At 61.9% G+C, this 16,538-nt stretch carries 15 protein-coding genes and 1 pseudogene; 4 read left to right on the top strand and 12 right to left on the bottom strand.

All coding sequences use genetic code 11. The annotated features are described in order from the left end of the window. Positions 1-22: 22 nt before the first annotated feature. The 5 genes from B8W69_RS11740 to B8W69_RS11760 all read right to left on the bottom strand — a co-directional run bounded on the left by B8W69_RS11740 (position 23) and on the right by B8W69_RS11760 (position 5,257). Positions 23-559 (bottom strand): chromate resistance protein ChrB domain-containing protein, encoded by a 537-nt coding sequence (locus tag B8W69_RS11740; protein WP_085289983.1) that lies wholly within the window; start codon positions 557-559, stop codon positions 23-25. A gap of 6 nt (positions 560-565) precedes the next feature. Next, on the bottom strand, positions 566-2,278 hold the full coding sequence (locus B8W69_RS11745) for an AMP-binding protein (protein ID WP_085289984.1): 1,713 nt from the start codon (positions 2,276-2,278) through the stop codon (positions 566-568). Further along, positions 2,251-3,543 (bottom strand): alpha/beta hydrolase, encoded by a 1,293-nt coding sequence (locus B8W69_RS11750; protein WP_085289985.1) that lies wholly within the window; start codon positions 3,541-3,543, stop codon positions 2,251-2,253. The genes B8W69_RS11745 and B8W69_RS11750 overlap by 28 nt, the downstream gene beginning before the upstream one ends. A 22-nt stretch (positions 3,544-3,565) precedes the next feature. Then, positions 3,566-3,955, bottom strand: coding sequence for an acyl-CoA thioesterase (locus B8W69_RS11755; protein ID WP_245843217.1), 390 nt, complete (start codon positions 3,953-3,955; stop codon positions 3,566-3,568). A 114-nt stretch (positions 3,956-4,069) separates the two neighbouring features. Next, entirely contained in the window at positions 4,070-5,257 is a 1,188-nt protein-coding gene (locus tag B8W69_RS11760; RefSeq protein ID WP_085289987.1) for an acyl-CoA dehydrogenase family protein, read from the bottom strand. A 187-nt stretch (positions 5,258-5,444) separates the two neighbouring features. On the opposite strand from B8W69_RS11760, the gene B8W69_RS11765 reads away from it, so the two are divergent. From B8W69_RS11765 to B8W69_RS11780, 4 genes are all read left to right on the top strand, one after another. Continuing rightward, complete coding sequence (locus B8W69_RS11765; protein WP_085289988.1) at positions 5,445-6,413, top strand: VOC family protein; 969 nt, start codon at positions 5,445-5,447, stop codon at positions 6,411-6,413. Positions 6,414-6,461: 48 nt separating this feature from the next. Continuing rightward, complete coding sequence (locus tag B8W69_RS11770; RefSeq protein WP_085289989.1) at positions 6,462-7,343, top strand: NAD(P)-dependent oxidoreductase; 882 nt, start codon at positions 6,462-6,464, stop codon at positions 7,341-7,343. Between the two features lie 40 nt (positions 7,344-7,383). Next, positions 7,384-8,373 carry a fumarylacetoacetate hydrolase family protein gene (locus B8W69_RS11775; protein ID WP_085289990.1) on the top strand — a complete coding sequence of 330 codons (990 nt, stop codon included), beginning with the start codon at positions 7,384-7,386 and terminating at the stop codon, positions 8,371-8,373. A 70-nt stretch (positions 8,374-8,443) separates the two neighbouring features. Then, positions 8,444-10,423 carry a heme-binding protein gene (locus B8W69_RS11780; protein WP_085289991.1) on the top strand — a complete coding sequence of 660 codons (1,980 nt, stop codon included), beginning with the start codon at positions 8,444-8,446 and terminating at the stop codon, positions 10,421-10,423. Positions 10,424-10,644: 221 nt separating this feature from the next. On the opposite strand, the pseudogene B8W69_RS32225 reads toward B8W69_RS11780, so the two are convergent. From B8W69_RS32225 to B8W69_RS11815, 7 genes and pseudogenes are all read right to left on the bottom strand, one after another. After that, positions 10,645-11,041: pseudogene (locus tag B8W69_RS32225) on the bottom strand (helix-turn-helix domain-containing protein); the annotation flags it as partial. 171 nt (positions 11,042-11,212) lie between these two features. Next, the gene (locus B8W69_RS11790; RefSeq protein WP_085289992.1) at positions 11,213-12,631 is read right to left on the bottom strand and encodes an FAD-binding oxidoreductase; all 1,419 of its coding nucleotides are present in this window, start codon (positions 12,629-12,631) and stop codon (positions 11,213-11,215) included. Positions 12,632-12,721: 90 nt separating this feature from the next. Continuing rightward, the gene (locus B8W69_RS11795) at positions 12,722-12,964 is read right to left on the bottom strand and encodes a hypothetical protein (protein ID WP_014711184.1); all 243 of its coding nucleotides are present in this window, start codon (positions 12,962-12,964) and stop codon (positions 12,722-12,724) included. Continuing rightward, a complete protein-coding gene (locus B8W69_RS11800) occupies positions 12,961-13,614 on the bottom strand; it encodes a VOC family protein (protein ID WP_085289993.1) in 654 nt (217 codons plus the stop codon). The genes B8W69_RS11795 and B8W69_RS11800 overlap by 4 nt, the downstream gene beginning before the upstream one ends. 105 nt (positions 13,615-13,719) lie before the next feature. Further along, entirely contained in the window at positions 13,720-13,914 is a 195-nt protein-coding gene (locus B8W69_RS11805) for a ferredoxin (RefSeq protein WP_085289994.1), read from the bottom strand. Between the two features lie 2 nt (positions 13,915-13,916). Further along, the gene (locus B8W69_RS11810; protein WP_245843218.1) at positions 13,917-15,110 is read right to left on the bottom strand and encodes a cytochrome P450; all 1,194 of its coding nucleotides are present in this window, start codon (positions 15,108-15,110) and stop codon (positions 13,917-13,919) included. 45 nt (positions 15,111-15,155) lie between these two features. Then, positions 15,156-16,085: a PDR/VanB family oxidoreductase gene (locus B8W69_RS11815; protein WP_085290056.1), complete on the bottom strand. Its 930-nt coding sequence runs from the start codon at positions 16,083-16,085 to the stop codon at positions 15,156-15,158. Positions 16,086-16,538 lie beyond the last annotated feature (453 nt).

The raw sequence follows: 16,538 nt of genomic DNA on the forward strand, positions 1-16,538 counted from the left end.
TACGGTTCGCGATTGGCCGCCGTCAAGCTTGCCCGGAAGACAGTGGAGATTCCTGCTGCCACTGCGATCTGAGCGAGGCCATACGTTCCCAGAAAACTTCTCGACCGCTCCTGGCGTCGAGCCGCCGAGCCCACAACGCGGCGAAAAGCGCGTCGTATGCCTCCATCGACGCATCGATGATCGCTTGGTCGTCGCCGCGCTGAAGCATAAGGCCCTCCGATAAGAGAGCCCATGCAACGCCGAGTTGGATCACCGAGTCCGGGGTATCGCCCTGATCTTCTTGCAGGACGTGGTGCACGCCCGCGCGAATGACAGCGGCCATATCCTCCAGCACCGGTGATTGCAGGCGGTAAGCGCGCAGGATCTTGTCGAAAGTCGTTCCGTCGTGATCATGTATCCCCAACGCTGCGCCCGGCAGTGCGAACGGTGTGGCGTCTTCGGGCCACGGCCCGTCGGCATCGACAAAGAGAAATTGCGCCTCCGGATCCACGAAGCGTTTGATGAGCCACGGTGAGGCGACACGATCGAGGTGCACTGTCTGGCGCGTGACCCATTTCATCGACGATTACCCTTCGTCGGCGAGCAATGTCGCGATCTCTTCGCGAAGAATCGCCTTATTCACTTTGTGGATATTGGTCAGCGGGAGTTCAGTTCGGATCTCAAGGCGCTCAGGCCATTTGAACTTTGCCACGCCTTGATCCGAAAGGAATTGCTTGATGGTCTCGAGCTCGATTGCCTCGGATCCCTGACGTAAAACCACGAAGGCGCAGGCCCGCTCGCCTAAACGCGAGTCGGGCATCGCCACCAGTGCCGCACGCTCGATCCCCTCGTGCCTGAGGAGTAACAGCTCGACCTCTTCGGCGTTGATCTTCTCGCCACCCCGATTGATCAGGTCCTTTATCCGGTCCTCAAGTCGGTAGTAAGACTTGGCGCCGTCGAGAATCTCTGTGACGATGTCGCCCGTACGGTAGAAGCCGTCGGAAGTGAAGGCTTCGGCGTTGCGTTCCGGGGCAGCGAAATAACCGCGGATGGTGTATGGACCCCTGGCGCACAGCTCCCCCGATGTTCCCGGCGGTACCTGTCGCTCACTGCCGGGGTCGAGCACCCGCACCTCGTCCCCGGGAGAGATTGGGGTTCCCTGTGTACCGTGCCGGATCTCCGCTGAAGCATCGCGCGGGGAGAACATGCACATGCCCTCGCCCATGCCGAACATCTGAATGACCTTGCACGCTCCGGTCTCGTACTCGTCGACCACGGCGCTGGGCACTGAGCGGTCGGCCCAGGCGACCGTGCGCAGGCCCGCCAGGGCCGCCCGCAGTCGTGAATCAGCCTCAATGACACGCGCGATCGGCCGTGTCATCAGCATGTGGGTGATGGTTACAGTCGACGCCAACCGCAAGAAGGCCGCGGTGTCCGGGGGGCTGGTGGCAAAACACGCCCCGACTGAATGTGCCGCGTGAAGCGCACAGACGATGCCTGCGTTGTGGATCAACGGAAGCAGATGCACGGCAACGCTGGTCGAGTCCATATTCGTCGCGTCGCCCCACTGAGCGGCGTTGTACCAGTATTCGGTGCTGAGGCGCGGAATGAGTTTGGGCACACTCGTTGTTCCGCCGGAGAGTTGCAGCACCGCCAGACTCTCCGGGGAGAGTTGGCGTTGAACCTGCTCTATGGTGAGACGTCGCTGCTGACCTGTAGATTCGTTGGCTTCGGCCAGCGATTCGATCGAAAGTTCGTCCGAGGCAGGTGCGGTCGTTCCGACCGTGAGCTTGATGCGCAGGCTCGGTTGTGCGTGTGCGATTTCTGTTGCGAGGCTGCGCAAATCATGACCCGTGAACCCGGGCTCGTACAGGTGCGCGGCCGGCGCACACTGCCCGGCGATCGCACTGATTTCGTGCCAACGATGCTGGGCCAGGGTCGCCACCGGAACGAGGCCGGCTTTGAGCACGCCGTACCACCCCAGTACGGCCCAGATGTGGTTGGTCGTCTGGAACAAGACACGCTCGCCGGGCTTCAGACCCGCCTGAAGCAAGCCGGTCGCAATCCGATCGGTGAGATCTCCCAGCTCGGCGTAGGTCATGCTGACACCGGGATCGACCACAGCGAGCCGATCGGAAAAGCGTTCGACAGACTCCTGCAGCTCCTGACACAACGTCCGAGGCCTCCAGAACCCGGCTGCCCGATAGCGAGCGGCCAACGAATCAGGATAGGGAGTTACCTTGTCGGCGACGTCCGCGTCTTCGATTCCGATCATCGCGAAGCCCGTTCGCTGGCCCACGTGGTTATCTTATGTCCCGCCAACGGCATACCGTCAGGCTCGCCATCGGCGAGCGGTCGACCGAAGTGGTCGGCGCGAATCGGATGATGGGTCACGTCGACAGACGCTGCGCTGGCCATCGCCTGGCTGATGTCGCTGGGAAACACCGAGCAGTCACCGGTGAACTCAATGATGAGTACTGGCGCGGATACACCCGCCAGGGAGCGGGCCACCGATGCGTTGGCCGACAGACCAGACCATGTCGACAGCCAGGCCTCGGGTGTGGTCAGCCGACCGAACCCGTTGACGCCGTAATTTGACACTGACGGCTTGGCGCTGATCACTGAACCGTAGGGCCGCTCGGATTTGTCCAGCCGCAGGTCCGTACAGCGGAGGTCCGCGTCGGTGCGGTAGGTGGTGATGACCGGGGTGAGGATGCTACGGCGCTTATCCGCGCGAGTAGCGGTACCGGCCTTGATCTTCTTGCGGGCCGACAGCTGCTCGGCAATCAGTTCGCGCGCCCGCGCGTCGATGCGGGCCACCCGCTCCGCCTGTGCGTCCCGGTAGGCGATAACAAAAGCCTCTGAATACTGTGAGCCGCCCTCTTCAGCGGTTCCAAAGCCATTAGCAGGATCGAAGGGATCCAGGCCCGGATCGACCGAGAAAGGATCGGCTTCGTCGGTAACCGATGGATCGATGGCCGCTTGCAAGAGCTTGCCTTGGCCCGGATGCGGAGCGATGAGTACCAGGCCGTCGGGCGCAGGCATCGGCGCATCCCCGAGCTTCGTTGGCGCGCCGCCCGGGGTACGCGAGATTCGCGAATCCGGTTGCGCTTCTGATTGTTCAGCGTAGTACGAGTAGAGGCCGCCGCCTCCCGAATGGCCGATCAGGAAGATGTGCTCGAAGCCTTCCCGCCGCAGCCACTCCATCGCTGCGGCCACGTCGAGTAACGCGTTTTCGTGCACAAGCCGCAGATCGTTGCCGACATCACGCCCCACCTGTGCCCATACCGCGTTCCCCGATCTCAGTAACTCGGGGATCAGCGGGTGTTGACGAAGGTCTTGACGTGGATGCATCAGGCAGAACACGGTGCGTGTGCGTTCGCGTGGTTGATACAACGTTCCCCGGGTGACTTCGCCGTCGAAGGTAATCAGGGTTTCCGAACGCGCGGATACGCCATCGGGGAGGCGTGCGGGCCAAAAGTCGATCGCTAGCGCCGCACGGCCCCTGCCCGAGGGTTGATAGCCGGCCGGTGCCGGAGCATGCCCGGTGGTGGTTTGAGTCATCTGTCCCTACCTAGTGCTGCTATTACGTCCGTATTGCCGTATTGCTCAGTGCTTCAGATAATTTGGGAAGCAGGCGGACCGATCGGAGACCGGACCCATTGACAGCGGCCTGAACCTGCTTCACACGCACAATCACCGCCGGGTTCGTTTCGCCGACCTTGGTGAATTCGGAACGAAAAGTGACCGATCGTGCGGAGAGCGTGTCGACCCACAATGTGGCCTGCACTCGATCATCGAGCCGCAGCGCCGACGCGTATTCCATTTCGCACCGCACGGCGGGCAGACCATACCCGTTGGCCAACGCGTCGAAGGTTCCGCAGCCGACGTCGGCGAGCCAAGTGGAAACCAGCCGCTCGGCCCATAGCAGCGGGGCTCCGAAGTAAATAACGCGCGCCGCGTCAGTGTCGGCCATCACCACTCGAAATGAGCTGCGTGTCAACAGAGACGAGCTATCGGGGGCTCGGTCTGAAATAGACACGCGGAATTCGCTCCTCGGTGCAACGGCGGTGATCGGTGAGCCGACAGATCAGAAGAACGGCACGTCCGGAGCCAGTCCGCAGCGGACCCGGCCGTGCAGTTCGGCATTTGTGCTGAAGACGAGGAACGAGTGCACCGTAAGCGCTTCGATGTCATCCACGATGCGGCCCATCGGATTCGACAGAGTCAGAGCGCTCGCGCCGGCGGCTTGGCGGATGACCTCGATCGCTTCACGGCTGCGGCGAAAGCACCAGGCTGCATCCGACCGGATTCTCACCCGGCTCGCCACATCGGCGAGGTTCTCAGAGACCTTCAAGGCGGTCTCGACGGCCCGCTCGGCATGGAAACGCGCCTCGTCGATCTTCATGATCGCTTCATCCATCTGCAGATGCGTGACCACCGCGTCGGACTGCTTGGCGTAAGTCGTGTACGTGATACCACGCTTGTGAATTCTTGATGCAAACAAATCCATTGCCGCCCTCGCCATTCCGAGTGGGGCACCGGTGGCTCCGGCAGTAAAGAAAGGGATATGAGGCACCTTGAAGTAGCTATCGGAGGCAAGTGATTCAGAACGGGTGTCCGCCATGGCGGCAACCGCGATCGGCTGCACCATGTGCTCAGGAACGAACAAATCCTCAACCGAGAGCGTGTTGGATCCCGATCCGCGCAGACCACTGACGTGCCAGTCGTCAGCGGCCACCATGTCGGAGCGTCGGATGATGAAAGTGGCGGGCTCGGGATCTTGACCATCGCGAACGATCATCGAGGCCATCAGGCCCCAGTCAGCGTGATGCTGGCCGCTGCAGAACCGCCACGAGGCCGTGATGCGATAGCCGCCATCGGTGGGAATGGCCTGCCCTGAGGGTGTGAAGTTCGAACACATCAAAGGCGCACCATCGGCGAACACCTCGTCTAGCGCCCGGTCGGGGAAGGTGCAGCTCATATAGATGCCGCCGTTGTAGATGCTGGTGACCCACGACGTTGATGCACACCCACGCGCCAACTCTTCGCCGATCCTGATGAAGGTCTGCAGCGACACCTGGTAGCCACCGCGTGATCGAGGCGTCGTCAGCTTGAACATGCCGGCGTCACGAAGCGCCTCGATGACCGTGTCAGCTGGCCGGGTCAGTTGCGACGCTTCGTCGGCGTGCTCGGCGAGCAGCGTGGACAACTGCGCCGCCTTGGCGATCAGCTGCTCCTCTGTATCCGGTTCCAGGGCCTCGTCAGTGGTGGTCATTGCGGACACAGAATTCCTCCCAGGCGATGGTCTTGTGCGCGAGAATCGCTGTAATGCCAGTCACGTTAAGGGCACCCAACGCTATTGTCAAATAGTCGGCGTCACCGTAAGCTGAGACCTGCCGGCTGGTGGCAACACCGAATAAATCAGCCGCGTTGCGACATCAACCCGACATCAGGAGGCAGCGTTGTCACCGATCGGCATCGAGCGTGTCAACTACATCGCACTGAACGCTAAAAACCCGGAAACGGCCGCGGCATTCGCGGCTGAAAGGATGGGATTCTCGCTCGTCCACGCCGATCCCGACGGTACTCACTATCTCAGTGCGCACGGTGTCGATCGATACTCCCTGGTCTACAAACCCGGCGACGATCACGGGCTACACCACGTGAGTTATCTGGTGCACGATGCCAAGACACTCGACGCCGCGGTCAGCCGCTTGGAGGCAGCGGGCGCCAAGGTATCCAAACTTGAATCGGCCGGGTGGGAGGGAGCGCCCGCGGTCAGGGTTTTGACGCCGGCCGGTCACTGTCTCGAGTTGACGACAGGCGTGAGCACTGCAATTCCGGTTGCCCATCTCATCGAGGCACCTGAGACCGGCGGCCCCGAACCAGTTGTCGCCGATCATCTCGGACTTGGAGCCGCCGATTTCGAGGCCGAGGAAGCCTTCATGCTCGACACGCTCGGTCAGCTGTACTCCAGCCGCATCATGGGCCCTGGCGGAGTACAGGTGATGGGTTTCATGCGGTCCCCTGGCCGCTACCTTTATCACGATGTGGTCTTGGTGAGGACACCGGACACTGCGCTGCACCATTTGCAGTTCAGCATGAAGAATGTCGATTCCTTTTACGCCACCGCAGAAGCTCTGCAAGCCAACGACGTACGCATCGAATGGGGCCCGTTGCGGCACGGTCCAGGACACAACATCGCTCTCTACTTCCGCGACGCCGAGGGCTACTGGTTCGAATACTCGGTGGAAGAGGAGATCATCCTCCACGACCCGACCTACGTGCCGCGCACCTGGACTGTCGCCGATTCGCACGCCGTCGATGAATGGAACACCGGCGCACCCCCGGCCGAGCTGATGGGACCGCCCCCACCCGATGCGTTGCTGGGAGCGGATCTCAACGAGACCTTTGCAGTCACCGACAGCTGATACCGGAGCGGCGGGTCTTCGTCGTGGTCTTGATCAGAGGAGTTTCACATGAGTGCGCTCACCGTGGGTTTCATCGGCGTGGGTCGGCTGGGCTTACCCTTGGCAAAGGGGTTGCTTGACAACGGGTTTCGTGTCATCTCCACCAAGCGCGGCCGATCCGAGGAATTGATTGCCGCCGGCGGCGCTGTTGCAGGGGACGGCTCGCCCCGCGACGTGGCCGAAGCCGCCGACGTCATCGTGACCTGCATGCCGTCCGCAGCGGCGTTTCAGGACGTCATCGACGGCCCAGACGGAATTCTTCGCGCCAGCGCGGTCCCAACCGTCATCGAGTGCAGCACCCTGCCCTTGGATGTCAAGCAAGGCACACGAAAGCTATTGATCGACAGGCATTCTCAATTTATCGATGCACCAGTGAGCGGTACGCCACCGATGGTGGCTATGAAGATCGCGATGATCTATGCCAGCGGCGACCGGGACGCGTACCTCACTTACGAAGCGGTACTGCAGGCCATGTGCCCTAAAGTCACCTATGTCGGGACCGAATTCAACGGTTCGAAGATCAAGTTCGTCGCCCAGTTCTTGGCGACCATCCATGTCACGGCCGCCGTCGAGGCGATGGTGTATGCCCAACGTGCCGGCCTCGATCTCAGCCAGGTCGCCGAACTCATCTCAGCGAGCCCCGGCGCCACCTCGGGGCAGTTTCAGATTCGCGCCCCGATGATCGCCGCCGGTAACTTCGACGCAACACTTGTCACCGTCGACATGACCTTGAAGGATGTCGACGAGGTCATTGCGTTCGCCCGAGAAATCGGTGCTCCCACTGACTTGTCGCAGATCGTCGCCGATCGCTATCACCGGCTCAGCGATGCAGGCCGCGGCAACGCTGAGCCGGCTGCGCTGTTCCGCGCTCTGTGTGACGGCGAACAATGACCCCCTCCCGACGGCTCGCCGACGATCGAGGCGAGCGAGGATGAGGCTCGTCCGCGCACATGGTGGCGCCACCGGCCTGATACTCGAGGCCAATGGGCGCCTCGAGGTACTCGACATCTCTGCAGCCGGCGAGACGCTGCGCGCTGCGAAGCCCCACATCGCCGACGAGGTTCAGGCTTTGTTTGATGACAAGCGGCAGAGCTGGCTGCCGATGATCGAGCGGTGGACCGAGGCGCGCGAGACGCTTCGGTTGCTTGCCGAGCATGCTTTTGGGTGTTGGGACAGCAGAACTCATGATCTCCCGCTGACACCCCTGGATGAGTTGGAGCTCGAACCCCCGTTGCCCGATCCGGGCTCTCGGATCTTTGCGATGGGCGGTAACTTTCCGGCCCACGCCTCGAAGATGTCCGGAGTGCTGAATCTGCCGGAATCCGTGACGAATTCAGCTGCCCACGATGCGCCGCCCTGGGGGTTCTACGTGATTCCTGGCACGGTGGTCGGACCGAACCGCACAATCGTACCTCCGTCAGGAACCAAATTCCTGGACTACGAAGCTGAAGTGGCCGTGGTGCTCGGCAGCGATGCGCACGACGAGCTATCCGCTCGTTTCTGGGGATATACAGCATGGAACGACTTCAGTATCCGCGACACAGCCCTCGGCGCTTCACAAACTGACCATGGACCCTTGACCTGGTCGTTGACTAAAAACTTCCGCACCGGGAATAGCTGCGGGCCCTGGATGGTCGTCAACTACCCGCCCGTCGACAATCTTTCGATCACCTGTCATGTCAACGACGAGTTACGACAGTCGGGCAGCACCGCCCAGATGGCCCATTCGTTCGGCCGAATCGCCAGCTACATCAGCGAATTCGTTCCACTGAGCGCTGGCGACATGATTCTGTCCGGCACCCCCGCCGGCACCGCGATCGAAGGCGGAGTTGACGGCGCATTCCTGCAGGCCGGCGATCACGTTGATGTTCGGATCGATGGGGTCGACACGTTGCGCAACGTGATCGGCGCCGGTGACTGATCGTCTTCGCTTGATCGGAAGCCTCTTCCCATCACCTGCACAAATCTTCTGACGGAGGCATAGAGACACCATGCTCGTAAAGATCATCGGCGGTGGGCCCGCCGGCGCATTAACCGCCAGATTGGCAGCCTTGCGTCACCCCGACTGGACGATTGCGGTTTTCGAAACGCTGCCGCCCGATGATACTTTCGGATTTGGCGTCGGTCTGACCAGAGCTCTGTTGCACGCGGTGCAAGTAGCCGATCCGGTGGTCTTTGATCGCTTGATGGCGGCTACCTTCCCCTTCTCTTCCGCCAGCTTCCGCCTTCCCCAGGGCACAACGCAATTCGGGCAGTTCCATAGCGGTGCCATCAGGCGCTCGGAACTGCTGCGGATACTGCTCGAAAGTGCCGCAGAGGCCGGCGCCGACGTCAATATCGGCAAGAGCGTACATGTCGACGATTTGACGGAAGAAGCCGATATCGTCGTCGGAGCCGACGGGCTATCGAGCTCAACCCGCGCACGATTCGCGCCGCAGCTGGGCGTCCACCAGTCCAACGGCCGCGGCGCCTTCATCTGGTGCGCCGCTGACATCGAGTTGGACGGCACGGTCTTTCATCCGGTGCAGACGTCGGCTGGGACTTTTGTGGCGCATGCCTACCCCTATGCCCCCGGTCTTTCGACGTTCGTCGTCGAAGCCAGCGTTGACACCCTAGAGCGCGCCGGGTTCGTCAACCGCACGTGGGAATCGGAATCCTCCTCCGATGAGGAGGCTTTGAAGTATCTCTCCGAGGCCTTCGGCGCGTTGCTCAAGGGCGGCCACTTCTTCGGTAACCGCTCACGCTGGACACACTTCACCACGTTGGCATGTGACCGTTGGTCCTACCGCAACGTCGTGCTGTTGGGTGACGCGGTGGCGACCGTGCACCCGTCGCTGGGCTCGGGCACCAAGGTTGCCCTCGAAAGTGCCATCGCACTTGTCGACTACCTGGACACCGTCGAGGGCCAGCCCGTCTCTGATGCCCTAGCCGGGTTCAGTCGCAGTCGGCGGCCCAGTGTCGCACGCCTGCAAGAGCGAGCGGCACGAAGCCAACTCTGGTGGGAGTCCTTTTCCCAGCGGCTGCACCTCTCGCCATCGCGCGTGGCAGTGGCCTATCTAAGTCGCGCCGGCGTGGTATCGCTGGACAGCTTGGCCAAGACAGATCCGGCGTTGGCGGCCAACGCAATTGCGGACTTCGCTGACATTCCTGTCAACGATGTACCCGATTCCAACTTGACAGACTGGGTTTTGAATCTCCCGCTGCATACTGAGGCGATCAAGCTCGACGACCGCAGATTGCCGCCGCCGTCCGGACACGACGCGGCGTCGGGCGTGGCGACGATCGAGGTCAACTCCGGGGACGCCTGGGGGCCGCACGGCGAAGACTATCTAGATCTAGCACGCGAATACTTGCGGTCCGGCGCCACCGTTATCGCGTTGCACGGTGGCGATACACGCTCCGATGTGATGGATCGGTTAGCCGTCGCAGAGCGCATCCGCAGGGAAACGGGCAGCGTTGTCGCCGTCCGAGCTCGCCGAGACCACCAAGACATCGTCGCGGACGGCATTGTCGCCGGGCGAACAGACCTCATTCAACTCGAGGAAGTAAGGAGCCGTCCCGTGTCGAAGTTCAACAGCAATTCTCTGCTTCCCGAAGGATCGGTGCTGGCGATGCTCAAGGCGGCGGTCAACGCGGCGCGCGAGCTCGAGGCGCCGTCGGGTGTGGCAATCGTGGACGCTACGGGTCTGTTGCGAGCCTGGGTGCTGATGGACGGAGCCACCCCGCTCGCCGTGGAAGTCGTGCCGAAAAAAGCACGCACTGCCGCGTTCAGTGGCCTACCCACCGGCGATGTGCCGGCCGAAATCTCAGCCCAGCTCGCCACGGCGTCGCAAACATACGTCGCGTTGCCTGGCGGATTGCCGATCGTCATCGACGGCGCCATCGTCGGTGGAATCGCCGCCGGAGGTGAATCGGCGGAAAACGACGTCACGATCGCTCAGGCCGGGCTCGACGTCCTGGCAACGCTTTAGCCCCGTAACGAGAGCCGAATCGGTCCAGTTCGGGCTTATCGCAAAGCATCCCGGGACGGTTTTCCTCGGCGACGCACGGCCGGGGCGATCGCGACGCGTCACCGGTGAGGGGAACGCGCATCTGAGGCGGTTGCCGCCGCATCGGGCGCGGTCATCGAATGCGTTCAGCCAGGCGGTTTCAAGGTTTGGTTGCAACAATGGTTCCTGTCGGGGATGGCAGTAGCCGAGTGCCCCGACTTAACGTCCCAGCCGGCCCGGCGGGCCCCGAAGCGATACCGGGCCCGATAACGGCCTACACACCTTCGCACGACACCGTTGTGGGCAATCTTGCGCATGATCGTCGATGGGGCCCGGCCCAGCGGGGATGCCATCGAGCGGATCGACTCACCTTAAGCGGTGCCGATCATGATCTGTTCGCGTTCATCAGCCGACAACCGCAGCCGTTTCTGCCCGTGGGGTACTGACGATTGCGGATTCACATCACCAGACCGGCGAGACCGCTTGCTATCAAGCGTCGCCAACACGCCGCCGCATCCCCGGCATCCTTAGAAGGCACCCGGCTGCGGTCAACTCCCAATGCCGACGTTGCTCCGACAACAGCTGAGGCTGGCCCGTCATCAACACCCCTGACTACGAAGTGTTGCAATCACCCATTGAGCCCATGCCAGCGCCAATCGTAGGGTTCACCGACCCTGACCGGTAGCCATGACTGGCCACGTCGTTCACCAGGCGGCGACGCGTCGATGCGGGGGTTGGCCTTACCTGTAGCGACGGCCATCAAAAGGACGGTCAAACGGCACTAGTTGGGGTCGGATCGATATTCTTGTTGTATCGCAGCATGTTCTGCGGATCCCATTTGATCTTCGCATCGACTAGGCGGCGATATTTTTCGGGTGATCCCCACGCACCTTTGCGCCACGCGGAGCCGAGGTCGGTTGTGAGATTGATGTAGCAGTTATCCCTGAACTCAGGCCGCAGTTCAGCATCGAGGGCGTCAGCCCACGCCATGAACGTGGCGTCGTCGGAAGGGTCATCCCATTGCGTCGCCACTTCCCAGAACCAGGTGGCGCCCTCTCGGGAGAAAGCGCAGGAATCTTCCTCGAAGTCGTCGCTGATCGCACCGCCGAGGGCCCAAAGGTTCTGCACGGTGCTGGGCGTCGGAGGTGCCGTGGGAGCAGGGGCGATCCCCGCGTGCTTGATGGTCGCGTCGATCGCACTGTCGGAAAGCTCGCTCAGGTACCCGCCCTTGGTGTACACACGTCGCCCGTATGGCGCGATAACGTCGAGCATCGAATTGGCTGCGGGCCACGGAACCGGTTGCACAGCAACGGTAGCCGGCCTACCCAAACTTGCTAGTTGTGCCATCACCCGATCGGAGTCGCTTTGTGGACCGGTGAACACGACGACGAACATGAGAACGTCAGTGCCGTGTGCTTCGACCGGCACCGGCGGCAGGGGGGGACACTGGGTGAGGGCAGCAATCAGCGCCAATTCCCTTGGCGCCGTGGGCATATACTCGCGGAGAGACTGAAGGACCTCGGATGCCTGATCCAGCGAGAACGGGATCATGCCGGCTGACACCATCTGCGGTATGGGATGGGCCTGGAACTCGAAGTTGACCACCACGCCGAAGTTGCCGCCTCCACCGCGAACCGCCCAGAACAAGTCTGGGTTCTCGTCGGCGCTCGCACGTACTAGGCGCCCGTCGGTCGTGACGATCTCGCATGCGAGAAGGCTGTCTACAGTCGCGCCGCGGGCGCGCATGTTGTAGCCCACGCCTCCGCCGATTGTGAGCCCAGCGACCCCGGTGGTGCTCACCGTCCCGGCGGGCACCACTAGACCATATTCGGCGAGCGCTCCATCCATCTCGCCCAGCAGCACACCGGCGCCGAGTCGCACCCGACGCGAGTCGGGTTCGACGGAGATCTGCTTGAACTCACTGAGGTCGACAACCAGTGCATCGTCGGGCATCGCGCTTCCGTCCACCCCGTGCCCGCCGGCCCGGATCGCAAGACCGCGCCCCTGCTCGGCAGCGAATCGCACGGCGGCGATGACGTCATCGGCGTCCAAAGCACGTGCGATAGCCGATGGCTGTTGATCGCCCATCCGGGTGTTGTAAATGGCGCGCGATCGCACGAACATTTCGTCGCCGGGCGTATATACCGGTCCCCGAAAGTTGGAAAGGCCTTTCAACACAGGCACCGACATGTCACTCCTCCGAAATGTAATCGCGGTTGATGGCCAAAGACCTGCCGAGGTGCAAGTTGTTCTCTCGTCAGATCGATTGGTTGCCGGTCGTCACTCCGGCTGGATATGCAGCTGGTCGCTGTCGAACTGGGTCACCTTGCCGTTGCTCAGTGCGCCGATCGCGCTGAACCAGACTGCGCGTCGCGCACGCGCTTTCTTTCGGTCGATGATCAACGAGCCTTCACTGCTGATCTCGACATAGTGGCCGATCACCCGCGCATGGTCGGCGACGGCGCTGCCCTCGTCGATGACGGGTTTGAATTCGGGCACGTTGAGCACATACAGGCGGATCACCGAATGAGCTCCGCGGCCGGTGAGACATCCTCGCTGTGTTCCAGGATAAGTTCGGCTTTGCGCGCCCACAGCGCCGCCAGCGAAGGCTTTTCCGACGACGCAACCACATCGAGCAAAGCTTGCACGGTCAACTCGGCATCATCATCGTCGGCAACGGTGGTCGCCCTCGTGGGATAGGTGAATTCGACCAGATACCCGTTGGGGTCATGGGTGTAGATCGACTCGATCGTCTCGTGCTTGACCCGCATTTCGACACGCCAGTCGTTGGACTGCAGACGGCGTTGGTATTCCTCGAGGACGTCAACCGAATCCACATGGATCGCCAAGTGACGGGAATCTCGGAAGAACCCCGGAATCTCCGGCCCGTGGGTGGCGTACGCGTCGCCGTCGGGACTGAACCGCTCTACCCCGAAGTAATAGAAGAACGCGATTCGATCGCCTTTGCCGATGTCAAAGAAGAAGTGTACGAAATCCGGGTGGTCCGCTGGACCCCAGCCCACTGCGCAGACCGAGTGCACGATCGGAAAACCCAAGATGTCGTGGTAGAAGCGGACGGTGCCTGCGGGGTCGAACGTCGGGAATGCCGCGTGGTCAACGCCGCGCGCCAAGTGCTGAAGCCCCGTGGGCGTGCTGTCAGCCACGTGTTCCACCTTCCTCGATCCAGGTGCCGCTGTCGTCCAGCCTAGGCGGCACTGGACCGCTCGTCAACACCATCGTCAACTATTAGTCTTATCCGTAAACCCCCTGTTGCGCGCTTATCCGTCGATGATGACCGCTTTGGTTGGGCACAGCTTTTGTGCGAATTCGACTTCTCCTCGCATGCTCGCGGGGGGGCTTTCCAGTACAACGTGTGCGTATTCGTCGGAGTCCGCCATGTCGAAGACCTGCGGTGCTGCGCTTACGCACTGCCCGTGGCCCTCACAGAGTCCGGTATCGATCCTCACCTTCATGGTCACGACTTGAACACCGCGGGAAGCGATGGGATCGCCGCGGTTTCGGTCCCGCGGAACTCGTAAACCGCAGACGCGGGATCGACCAGGGCGATTTCGGGAGCCCGCGTCAGAAGCTCTTCGAGCGCCACCTTCATCTGCATGCGGGCAATGGGCGCTCCTGGGCAGGCGTGGATGCCGAAGCCGAAAGTCAGGTGCCTGCTACGTCGAGACTGCTTGCGATCGAGGGAAAAAGCATCGGGATCGTCGTAGACCTTCGGATCACGGTTAGCCGCAGCCCAGCACAAGAGCACCGACTCGTTCTCGGCAATGTCAACGTCACCGATGGTCGCCGGCTTGACCGCACGCCGGAATAACCCGAAGAAGGGGGGGTGTAGACGCAGTGTCTCTTCGATGGCTACGGGAATAAGGTCGTGGTCAGCACAGAGCCGAGCTTTCACTTCGGGTGCCGATAGAACGTCGCACAGCAGACTTGACAGAGCCGCCACGGTGGTGCCGTGACCGGCCACGAGGAAACTACTCATGGTCATGGCGATCTGCTCGACACTGAGCAACTCGCCATCGATCTCGGCGGTGGACAACTCGGTGAGGAAGTCATCGCGCGGCTGGTCGCGTCGCGCGAGGACCTCTTCGACACCCAATTGAGCCAGGGCCATGAAAGTGGCGCCCGCAAGCTCTTGGTCGCCCAGGCTGCCCACCATCTCTAGTGCCTTTGCGCGGACGGCATCCCGCTTCTCGGCGTCGAATCCGAGAAAGTGACACAGCGCCAACAAGGGCAATTCTTCGGCGAAGTCCGCGACGAGATCGAAAGTGCCACTCTCGCGCAGCCGGTCGATCAGTGCGACGACATCGGACCGGACAAGAGGTTCGATCTGGGCGGCGGTCTCGTTGTTCAATATCCGGCTGAACAGCTCGCGCCATGAGGTGTGTTCGGGTGGATCCTGCTCCAGCGGTGGAAAGGCGGGTCGTTCGGCGAACGGGCGCGTCACGCTCGGTGACGATGCGTAGGTCTTCCAGTCACCCTGGACAGCCTTGACGTCATCGTAGTTCACCAGGAGCCGGAAGCCGCCTTGCTTGTCACTGCGGCCGACAGGGCAGGCTTCTCTGGCTTCGGCAAACAGTTCATAGGCGAGTTCAGGTGTGGTCTCGTCTGAGGAGAAATTGCGCAGTTTCTCGATGAGATCTTCGTGGGACACGGACAACGGAGGTGGCCTTTCACTCGATTACTAAGGGCGCTGTGTTCAGATATCGATCGTCAATTTTTTTCCGAGGCAGCGTGATACGCAGATCATCATCGACTCGTTCGATGCGCGCTCCTGAGGGCTGAGAAACGAGTCCCGATGGTCTGGTAGGCCTTCGAGAACGTCTACCTCGCAGGTGCCGCAGGTGCCTTCCATGCACGAGCTAAGCAGCTCGAGCCCGGCCTCTTGGGCGACTTCGAGAATGGATCTGCCAGGAGGCACGGTAAGGGTGAGATCCGAAGTACTGCAATAGACTTCGAATTCTGACTCGGGCTCGAGTATCGCGTTCTGCTTGGGCGCGAAGCGTTCGACGTGCAGTGTCAGGTCGTCTCGGGTCTCGCAAATTTGCTCCGTGGCTTCGATCATCGGCTCCGGCCCGCAGCAGTACACCGCCGTCCCCGGCTCTAGGTCAGCACATATAGCTTGGAGGTCAAGCAGGCCCTCTTCATCTTCAGGGTGGCTCACGACTCTATTTCCGTAACTGGAGAGCTCGGCGAGAAAGGGCATCGCTGCGCGTGTCCGCCCGCCGTAGTGCAACTGCCAGTGCGCGCCCCGGCGCGCAAGCTCGGCCATCATGGGTAGCAGCGGCGTGATGCCTATGCCGCCGGCGAGAAAGGCATACCGTCGCGCGTCGCCGACGAGCGGAAAGCCGTTTCGCGGGCCGCGGACAGTCAGCACCGAGCCCTCAGTCACTTGGTCGTGCAGTCGGATGGACCCCCCTCGGCCGTCGGGCACGCGACGCACAGCAATCTGCCATCGGCGAACGTCGTCGGGGTCTCCGCACAGTGAGTACTGGCGAACGGTTGCCTCGTCGATGATCACGTCGATGTGTGAACCTGGGGTCCAGATCGGCAGTGTCGCGCCATCTTCGGCTCGTAGCGTGAGCTTGACGACGTCGGCAGCGGCATGCTCGACGCTCTCGACGGTCAATTCTGCAACGGCCTCGCCCCGAGGTGGCGCGGCCGCACCCGTGGGGCTCAGTGAGGTTTGGGTCACAGTCATTGAACTGATAGTAAACTATTCGACGTTGCCGTAGCAATGCATTCAGGCCAATGCGGGCGTCGATCATCGACGGGGCCGCCAGGAGGTGTCTGCGGGTCGCTCGAGTGATCCGGTGCCGATGCCGGTGAGCACTCCGCGCTACCGGGCGCCAAATTTGATCGTTCTACGGGTATGATTATTTTTCGACAAATAAGTCAGGACCGAGGCGCACGGTGACCCCGCGGCCGCGGCCGGCTCCACCAACGGCCAATTGCGCGTGACAACAGACAAGAGGTGCTGCTTGTTCGAGCCTGAAAACCGTACTGCGGGGGGCGCTGCGCACGCTGCCCGGATCCTGCATCGCAGATCGTGCAAGCGCCTACCTGGCCCCGGCCGCACCCG

Origin of the sequence: Mycolicibacterium vulneris (genome assembly GCF_002104765.1) — a bacterium.
GTDB lineage: Bacteria > Actinomycetota > Actinomycetes > Mycobacteriales > Mycobacteriaceae > Mycobacterium > Mycobacterium vulneris.

Coding starts and splice junctions, on each gene's coding strand:
- B8W69_RS11740 (WP_085289983.1), bottom strand. CDS start 559: ATGAAATGGGTCACGCGCCAGACAGTGCACCTCGATCGTGTCGCCTCA.
- B8W69_RS11750 (WP_085289985.1), bottom strand. CDS start 3,543: ATGACTCAAACCACCACCGGGCATGCTCCGGCACCGGCCGGCTATCAA.
- B8W69_RS11755 (WP_245843217.1), bottom strand. CDS start 3,955: ATGGCCGACACTGACGCGGCGCGCGTTATTTACTTCGGAGCCCCGCTG.
- B8W69_RS11760 (WP_085289987.1), bottom strand. CDS start 5,257: ATGACCACCACTGACGAGGCCCTGGAACCGGATACAGAGGAGCAGCTG.
- B8W69_RS11770 (WP_085289989.1), top strand. CDS start 6,462: ATGAGTGCGCTCACCGTGGGTTTCATCGGCGTGGGTCGGCTGGGCTTA.
- B8W69_RS11775 (WP_085289990.1), top strand. CDS start 7,384: ATGAGGCTCGTCCGCGCACATGGTGGCGCCACCGGCCTGATACTCGAG.
- B8W69_RS11780 (WP_085289991.1), top strand. CDS start 8,444: ATGCTCGTAAAGATCATCGGCGGTGGGCCCGCCGGCGCATTAACCGCC.
- B8W69_RS11790 (WP_085289992.1), bottom strand. CDS start 12,631: ATGTCGGTGCCTGTGTTGAAAGGCCTTTCCAACTTTCGGGGACCGGTA.
- B8W69_RS11805 (WP_085289994.1), bottom strand. CDS start 13,914: ATGAAGGTGAGGATCGATACCGGACTCTGTGAGGGCCACGGGCAGTGC.